The organism is Pseudomonas sp. WS 5412, assembly GCF_012985615.1.
In the GTDB taxonomy this organism is placed as follows: Bacteria; Pseudomonadota; Gammaproteobacteria; order Pseudomonadales; family Pseudomonadaceae; genus Aquipseudomonas; species Aquipseudomonas shahriarae.
This window is the reverse complement of the sequence record NZ_JAARMB010000035.1, coordinates 19,977-27,674: the sequence shown is the minus strand read 5'-3', so window position 1 is coordinate 27,674 and position 7,698 is coordinate 19,977. Positions and strand designations below refer to the sequence as shown.

The window sequence follows — 7,698 nt, the reverse complement described above, 5'->3', positions numbered from 1 at the left end:
GAAGGAGTGGGGGCAACAGCAGCTGCGCTGGTAGACTTATCCACAGTTGCTGGTAACAAAATCAGCAATCCGCCCTGGGTCAAATTTCAATCGGCAGGGTGGGTCAATTTTCCATCAGCGCCAACACTGTTACGACTCTTGCGTGTGACTGCATTGTTTCATATTACGCAATGTCTCCCTGGGGGGAGCGGCAGGAGGCTACATGCTGGATTTGAGCGCGCTTTTCTATACCACTAAAGAGCAAACCTGTTTCCTGAATGAGTTGGATCTCACGCCAGGGGAAAAGGACGGTATTTCCAAAGCCAAAAACGATGTTCGCGAGGCGCTGCGCACGGGTATTCCACGCGTAATGCGCGAGAATGGCTATGAAGGGAAGACGGTTATACCTAGGTTCTTTATTCAGGGATCCTGGGCGTACAAGACCCTCAATCGCCCTTGCCATACTCCGCCACAACAGTCCGACGTGGATGATGGGGTTTACCTTCCTATGAGTCTTGTGCAGGAGGAAGAGCGTCCCAGCATTGCTAGCTCATTCTTTTTTGAGGCGGCTGAGGGCGCCTTGAAGTCTTTAGTCGAGAAAAACGGTTGGACGCTGGTAACCACCAAGCCCACCTGCATTCGTATCGAAATTTCAGAATTAGCGCACATTGATATCCCTTTGTATGCCATCCCCGATAAGCAGTTTTTACTGATCACTGAGAAATTTGAGGCCCGGCGCCTTCTTGGCAATGTGGCCGTGATGGATTCAGCACCAGATCACTGGGACTCGCTCCCGTCCGACAAGGTTTTGCTGGCTCATCGAGAGGAAAACTGGATGAAGTCTGATCCACGGGCCATGAAAGATTGGTTTGTGGGGCAGGTCGAGAAAATGGGCGAACAGTTACGTCGAATCGTTCGCTACCTGAAGGCATTTCGGGACAGTCAGTGGCCAAAAGGAGGGCCAAGCTCAATTCTGTTAATGGCGGCAGCGGTACCACTTTTCGAGGCGAATCTTCGCCGGGATGACCTCGCGCTTTTACAGGTACTAAAGGGGTTGCCTGCTGCGTTGCGTTCAGGCGTGGTGAATCCTACGGATTCGAACAGCTACCTGACAGACGCGTTAACTCCTGAAGCCCTTGAAGACGCAGCCCAGAAATTTGAAAAGTTTGATGCTTACCTTGATGGTGCAATTCACGCTAACGATGCTACCCAAGCATGCACGTGGCTTGGTCAGATGCTGGGGGATCGCTTCCCTAATCGGCCTGACTTAGTTGGCACGATATCAATTGCGGCGGCGGTGGCTTCAGTGCCAGCTGAGGCTGGCCCAATAGAACCCGTGAAGCGCACTAAGGCCGGTTAATGTCTGAGATGGACGCCGTTCCCCAGATTATTCGGTCATTGCTTACGCTGGGGTTCAGCTATGTTGAGCCCCAAGATGAGCCAGGTTGGGTGAAGATGAGAGGGCCACTTCAGACGTCTTTAGGGCGGTTTGAGTGCGAACTTTTGGTCGACAGGCTGTCTTTTCACTTCCCCCATGTGAAGCTTCTGGATATTCCGCCAAGCTTGAGACCTGTTGCCCCTCACATCAGCGCAAACGGCAGTCTTTGCTATTACGCCGCAGGCACCTTGGTATTCGACATCTTTGACCCTGTTGGACAAACCATCATGGCTGTCCACCGTGCCGAGCACGTCCTCGACTGCATTCTGCGCGGTGAGATGCCCGAAGACCTGGAGGAGGAGTTTCACGCCTATTGGGGGGTTAAGCACTGCTACATTGATGTGGAATGTAAACAGTCTCAACAGCTGACCGCGCTGACTTTCAACGCTCGGGAGATGTTCGTCGTGACGGATGACGAGCAACGCACATCAAGAAAAGCAGCTGCTTTAGGTATGTCTTCCTCCAACAGCAAATTCCTTATCTACAAGATCACCACTAAGGCTAAGCCGCGACCTCGGCAGGGTGTATGGCCGCCAGCAACTGTTGGCGACGTGTTGGCGTGGCAATCGTTGCTCGACACGGCATGCCGCCGCAAGATCGAAAAGCGGATAGCGCTTGCTTTTCGATCTGGCGCTCGGGAAACGCTCATCATTGTCGAATCTCCATTGATGCCCTATGGGATTGTCGTGGACATCCCCCCTGAGTCCCGCGAATGGAAACTTAAGATGGGACGGCATGGGAAGGAGCATCTGTATCGGCTGCGAGTTACTCCTGTTTTTGTCACCAGGCTGGACGACAGATTCATCGCTCAGCGCAACATCCCAAACCATCCGACACTGGCTGGACTTAAAATTGGGCAGGTAGGGTGCGGAACAATCGGTGGGTATCTCGCTGAGATGCTAATGAAAGCTGGTGCCGGCACCGGCGGTGGGCACCTTTCAATTGTAGACCCAGATGCCTTGCAACCTGAGAACCTAGGGCGGCACCGACTTGGGTTTAATCAGCTATTTGTAAACAAAGCCGTAGCCCTTTCGTATGAGCTAAAACGCTCGATGCCGACAGCTGATATCAGGCCGCTTCCAGTCGACGTGCGCGAAGCCGATCTCGGCGATCTGGATTTGCTCATCGACGCTACAGGAGAGGAAAGCCTAGGTTACTGGCTCACTCGTCGGTACCACTGTGAAATACCTATTCTGAGTGTTTGGATAGAGGGCGCGGGCGTAGCGGTGCGATCGCTTTTGAAGGCGCGCTCTGAGGACGCCTGCTACCGCTGCTTGTGTGATTACAATAAATCTAAAGCCTACCTCGCAGTGAATGAGGAAGTTGAGCAGGTGTTAGCGGGTCAGGGATGTGAAGCGCTCTATGTCCCGTTCCCCGCGACAGTATCGATCCAGGCTGCAAGCTTGGGAGCTGAAGCAGTGCTTGATTGGGCGGCGAAAAGTGAAGCGCCAAGTTTGTCGACCCGAGTATTGAGGCGTGATTTCACTGCGGCGACTGCTGATTGTGTCGTTCCAGCTCGTGTTGGATGCCCAGCATGCGCTTCGTAGGTAGCTGGGCCAGTCAGGGTTCTCTGAGCTTTGTACATCTTGAGCCGGAGGTTTTGGAGACCTTCCATGAATTCGTTCAGGGTGTTCGAGATCTTGAAGCCGGTGGGATTTTGCTGGGGTGTGTCAGGGGCCCCCATCTTCAGATCATCGAGGCTACAACTCCATCGCCTAGAGATCGCCGTTCTCGATTTTCTTTCGAGCGAGATGATTTTCATCATCACGCAATAGCTATGAGACGTTGGCAAGAAAGCGATGGAATCATTCGCTACATAGGGGAATGGCACACGCATCCCGAAGATTATCCTTCGCCATCATCCATCGATCTCAGAGAATGGCGAGCCTTGGCGGCGTCGCGGATCGATGGTCGTCCACTGTTGGCTTTGATTGTTGGCCGTAAGGGATTGCACCTGGAGTTTATGAGCGGAAGCGGAAAACGAGTGCGTTTGTGTGAAGGCTCAACATCCCTTGAATAGAAGCTTGGCTTGGAAGGCAGAATATCTCCTGATCTGACGCGGTATTCCTAATCACGCCGTTTGCCTTGAACTCCACAAAAATGCGCTCCTGCTTCGGATAGAAACGCCTACTTGTTTCCCTGGCAAGGCACCAATGGGACGCGGTAAGAAAGTGATGTCACCCAAACCTAAAGCATGTCTAAGTAGGAAATGGGACTTGGCATGTGGCTCCGCCAGCCCTTGATCCGGGGTTTGCATTCGCGAATACCATCAGAGCTTCGTAACCGTCCGGGCAACACACCTACCCGATGCCATGGCTTTTGGCGATGGCGGCCAACTCGATTCAGGTCGACACGACGTGGGCTCTTCACAGGTCATAGCGTCGAAAGGTTAATTATCTCTGCTTGAGCCCTTCGTAACCCAAGCGGATATCGCTGGGCCACCCGTCGAGTACCGGCGTGACGGCCTCCAGGGTCAGTTGGGACTTGTCGTTCTCCAACGGCTTCCTGCCACCACCTCTGCTGCCCCACCCAGGCCACCGTATGTTAATTTGAGCCCATGTCGTTTGTTTGAACCGGCTGCTTGCTAAGGAGGATGGGTGGAAAGGTACAAGTTCCTATACGAGCTCTCCAAGAAGGCCTTAGATGATGAGCTCGACCGTTACAAAAAGCTCGACGAAAAAGCGAGTCGTTTCCTGAGCATTCTGAGCGTGGGTATCGTTGCCTACACTGCCCTTATAAACGCAGCTTCGCCCAGAACCTTGATGATGGATCATGCTGGCTGGCGTACCACCGTGTTCATGGTTCTGGCTGGTCTAACCCTAACCGCACTGATCTCCGCGTGGTACAGGATCTTTGCCACGATACGATTATCCAGCGTGCCAAGGGTACAGATCGGGGAGGACGTGAACATGCTCGCCGAGGAGGAAGAGCTCATCACGATGTACTACCAAGCCGCCCTAGCTTGTCAGAAAGCCGTAAGCCAAGCCCAGAAGCTGTTGGAGAAGAAGCTCGGTAATTTGCGTGTGGCGTATAACGAGATACAGTTTTCAACAGGCTCAATGGTCGCGTTGCTGCTGACCTATTTCTTCCTCATTCCGCCGATTACCTAGGTCGATTTCATGAACGATTCGAAAAAACCATCCCAAGAGCAGGCTCCAGCAAGCAAGCCTGCCGACCGCGCACAACCGAATAAAAATTCCAGACCTCTACCAATTGTGGAAGGCTTCGAAAACTATCAGCAACCTGAGAAGAAATGATCGTAACGCCAGGCTGCTCTGTTGCTGATGGCAAGGGCTGCGAGGTGGTTTCTGTACGTTTTTGCCTGCCACGGTGAGGTCGAGGGGGCGGGTAAAAGGGCCATCAGCCAAAGCCACTGGACACTGCCAGGCGCGCACCGACCGACTTAGTAGTGGCATAGGATGATCAAGCGCAGCGTCTGTCGATAGGATCAGTTCGCTTCATCGTAGCCGCCATGTTGTGAAGCTGAGTGACGGAGGGACGGATGCGGCCGCCAATCTTAAGATCTACCACCTGCGGTGGGCCATGCAGCCGGTTTCGGTCATGCGCTTTTCGAAGCCTTCTTTGTAGCCAGCAAAGTCATCGCACAACAGCTTGCCGTTCCAGGAGCCGAGGAAGTTACGCGCATGCTCACCCGCTCGGCTCGGGATGAATTCGTAAACCACAGCCTTGAGCGCCGAAAACGGCGTGGTGCAGTAAGCCCAGACATACGCGCGATGGGTCTTCTTTTCACCGGGTGCGAGCATTTGCACCGGCGTTTCGTCGGCATGAACAACGCGCTGAGACAACACGGCCTCTCGCAGCGCATCCACCAGCGCCTGAAGCTGTACCCCCGTCTGTCCGACCCATTGGGCTAGTGCCGAACGGGGAATCGCTAAACCGGCTCGCCCGAATATTTTCTCCTGTCGGTACAGCGGCAAGTGGTCAGCGAATTTCGCCACCATTACATGCGCCAGCAGGCCGGCAGTTGGGATTCCCTTGTCGATGACATGGGCTGGCACAGGTACCTGGCCAATGAAACTTGCCTTGATTCAAACGGCGAGCGGCGAGCCAGACACCAATCCCGTCAACACCCTCCTTCATGCACCTGTAAACGATGTCATCTGTTACAACTGCAACCTTAAATCCCTTGGAAACCAGGCACGCTGCGATGTTGATGGTGATAGGGGATTTCCCTACCCCGCCCTTATATGTAGTGATGCTTAACGTGCGGGCCTGACCGTGAGGGGCCAAATATCTTCTGAATTCAGGTGGCATCTTGACTCCGGAGCGTTGGAAAAAACACCTCAAAGTACTTTCCGATGGCACTCTTGATGAGTTGTTTTCTTCCTCGGTTTCATACGACCGCCAAGCGCGATCGTTCACACCGGCCCACCAAGCGGCCTGTGGGATGCTGATGCCACGTGCCATACGTATTTCTTTCAGCTGTTCTCGCAGCAAGTTGTTCATAGAGGTTCCTCTGGTAATCCGAGGAGATTAGCGAAAACTCCGCTGGGGAAAAATCAGGCACAGTGCTCCAGGGCATTCACCAGGCATACTTGCAGTACGTGGAAACGTACGGTTTCAAGGTGGTCATGCGATGCAGCTGCATCGCTCAAACCGTCCTAACCTGATGAGCAATTGCTCATTTTTTCCATCAGGATAAACACCAAACAAGAACTTGCTGAGGAAGAGGAATAGAGACGGAGTGTACGTTCACCCTGAAGTACCAATTGCCGACTGACGACAACGATATGATGCGATTATGGATCGCTTGGCGGAAGCAGGCTGTGATGATGCATTGGTCGGAATCGGACAGCCAGGTCGACTGGCGTTGGAGTTTGTCCGCGAAGCATCCTCTGCACATGACGCAATTGAGGGCGCCATAGAAGACGTGCGCAGAGCCGTGCCTAACGCACGTTTGATTGAGGCAGCTCTCGCTTCGTGACTGACTGCGGGCGCTATATATATGCGCGGGTGGCTCGTGTGAGATTCGATAGGTGAGCTCGCCCGACGGTTACTGAAGATCAACACCCTGGGGCGCTGCCCCAGACCCCGCTCTACACCGCCCGAGGGGCTCTGGAAGCGTTCACCCAGAGCCTACGGACTCAGAGCCCAGAGCTCCCCACCTTCGAGATTTTCTCCATCAGCGAACGGTGTCATATGTGCTTCCATGACCCTGTGGACGCGCTACACTCATGCGCTGAAACCGTGAGGACACTTCTTATGTCGATGCTAAGGAATGCAGTGGAATCCATCCAGGTTGGGATGGAGGATTTCCACGAAGATGATGATCGCAGAGTGCTATCCGCAATTCGAAATCTGTACGCGGGAATACTTCTGCTATTCAAATACAAGCTACAGCAGCTAAGCCCTATAAATTCAGATGAAGCACTTCTTAAGACCAGGGTTATCCCAGTGACTGACCCTGCAACCGGAGAGGTTATTTGGATCGGAAAGGGTAAAAAAACTGTTGAAGTTCAGGACATCATTGAGCGACTGAATGCCTTGGGCATTACTGGAGTGGACTGGAAGCTCCTCAAAGCGCTGCAAGATATTCGCAACGATATTGAGCACTACTATAGCCAGTTACCTGTCGAGCGCATGAAGGAAGCGGTTGCGAACGCGTTGCACCTTATAACACAGTTTTGTGAGCCTCACTTAGATGAGAGGCCTGTGGACATTCTAGGACAGGAATGTTGGGATCTCATGCTTAGTGTCACGGCGGTTTTTGAAGCAGAGCTGAGAGCTTGCCAGGAAAACCTCAACTCGGTAAGTTGGCCTTTTGATGCTGTAACGGAATCTATTGATTCCATGGTTTGCCCTGAATGTGAATCTCGGCTGGTGAAAGTAGCTGATCCAACAGCAACGCGTGACGCTATCACGTTCATCTGTAGCAGTTGTCAGGAGGAAGCTTTATACGCAGCCGTCGTTGGGCCGGCTGTTTCTGCTCGTATGGCGGGTCGAAATCACTGGCGCGTTAAGGATGGCGATGAACCAGTCACCTGCGCATGCCCCGAATGTGGAGAAGATGCGTTGTTAGTTGACGAGGGTGAATGTGCGGCATGCTTCAGTGAGCTGGAGTACTCCAGTTGCGAAGACTGCGAAGAGCCACTATCCTTGGAAGAGCGGTTGTACTCCGAGGGTAAATGTAGTTACTGCCAGCATCGATGGGATAAAATTATGGCTGAGTAACCGTTTTCCATAGGCGGATATAAATTGTTACGAGAAATCGTTAAGGCATATAGAGCGCACAGTTAATGCATTTGCACTACGCGTAACTG

Annotated in this window: 7 protein-coding genes and 2 pseudogenes; 7 read left to right on the top strand and 2 right to left on the bottom strand. The window is 53.0% G+C overall.

What is annotated here, in order from left to right; all coding sequences use genetic code 11:
• Positions 1–202 precede the first annotated feature (202 nt).
• From HBR94_RS27350 to HBR94_RS27330, 5 genes are all read left to right on the top strand, one after another.
• Positions 203–1,339 (top strand): cyclic GMP-AMP synthase DncV-like nucleotidyltransferase, encoded by a 1,137-nt coding sequence (locus tag HBR94_RS27350; RefSeq protein WP_170045855.1) that lies wholly within the window; start codon positions 203–205, stop codon positions 1,337–1,339.
• On the top strand, positions 1,339–2,964 hold the full coding sequence (locus tag HBR94_RS27345; RefSeq protein ID WP_170045854.1) for a ThiF family adenylyltransferase: 1,626 nt from the start codon (positions 1,339–1,341) through the stop codon (positions 2,962–2,964). The genes HBR94_RS27350 and HBR94_RS27345 overlap by 1 nt, the downstream gene beginning before the upstream one ends.
• Positions 2,952–3,437: a Mov34/MPN/PAD-1 family protein gene (locus HBR94_RS27340; RefSeq protein ID WP_170045853.1), complete on the top strand. Its 486-nt coding sequence runs from the start codon at positions 2,952–2,954 to the stop codon at positions 3,435–3,437. Before HBR94_RS27345 ends, HBR94_RS27340 begins: the two co-directional genes overlap by 13 nt.
• A 577-nt stretch (positions 3,438–4,014) precedes the next feature.
• A complete protein-coding gene (locus HBR94_RS27335; RefSeq protein WP_170045852.1) occupies positions 4,015–4,527 on the top strand; it encodes a hypothetical protein in 513 nt (170 codons plus the stop codon).
• Between the two features lie 9 nt (positions 4,528–4,536).
• Entirely contained in the window at positions 4,537–4,674 is a 138-nt protein-coding gene (locus HBR94_RS27330) for a hypothetical protein (protein ID WP_170045851.1), read from the top strand.
• A 273-nt stretch (positions 4,675–4,947) separates the two neighbouring features.
• On the opposite strand, the pseudogene HBR94_RS27325 reads toward HBR94_RS27330, so the two are convergent.
• A pseudogene (locus HBR94_RS27325) lies at positions 4,948–5,439 on the bottom strand (IS66 family transposase); the annotation flags it as partial.
• Entirely contained in the window at positions 5,360–5,692 is a 333-nt protein-coding gene (locus HBR94_RS28860; protein ID WP_262383434.1) for a P-loop NTPase, read from the bottom strand. The pseudogene HBR94_RS27325 and the gene HBR94_RS28860, both read right to left, overlap by 80 nt.
• Before the next feature lie 419 nt (positions 5,693–6,111).
• Here HBR94_RS28860 and HBR94_RS28855 point away from each other — a divergent pair.
• Positions 6,112–6,350: pseudogene (locus HBR94_RS28855) on the top strand (hypothetical protein); the annotation flags it as partial.
• Between the two features lie 311 nt (positions 6,351–6,661).
• Entirely contained in the window at positions 6,662–7,609 is a 948-nt protein-coding gene (locus tag HBR94_RS28430) for a hypothetical protein (RefSeq protein WP_177330206.1), read from the top strand.
• Positions 7,610–7,698: the final 89 nt, after the last annotated feature.

Excerpts from the sequence above, each read along its gene's own strand:
- HBR94_RS27350 (WP_170045855.1), top strand. The coding sequence starts at position 203 with ATGCTGGATTTGAGCGCGCTTTTCTATACCACTAAAGAGCAAACCTGT.
- HBR94_RS27345 (WP_170045854.1), top strand. The coding sequence starts at position 1,339 with ATGTCTGAGATGGACGCCGTTCCCCAGATTATTCGGTCATTGCTTACG.
- HBR94_RS27340 (WP_170045853.1), top strand. The coding sequence starts at position 2,952 with ATGCGCTTCGTAGGTAGCTGGGCCAGTCAGGGTTCTCTGAGCTTTGTA.
- HBR94_RS27330 (WP_170045851.1), top strand. The coding sequence starts at position 4,537 with ATGAACGATTCGAAAAAACCATCCCAAGAGCAGGCTCCAGCAAGCAAG.
- HBR94_RS28860 (WP_262383434.1), bottom strand. The coding sequence starts at position 5,692 with ATGCCACCTGAATTCAGAAGATATTTGGCCCCTCACGGTCAGGCCCGC.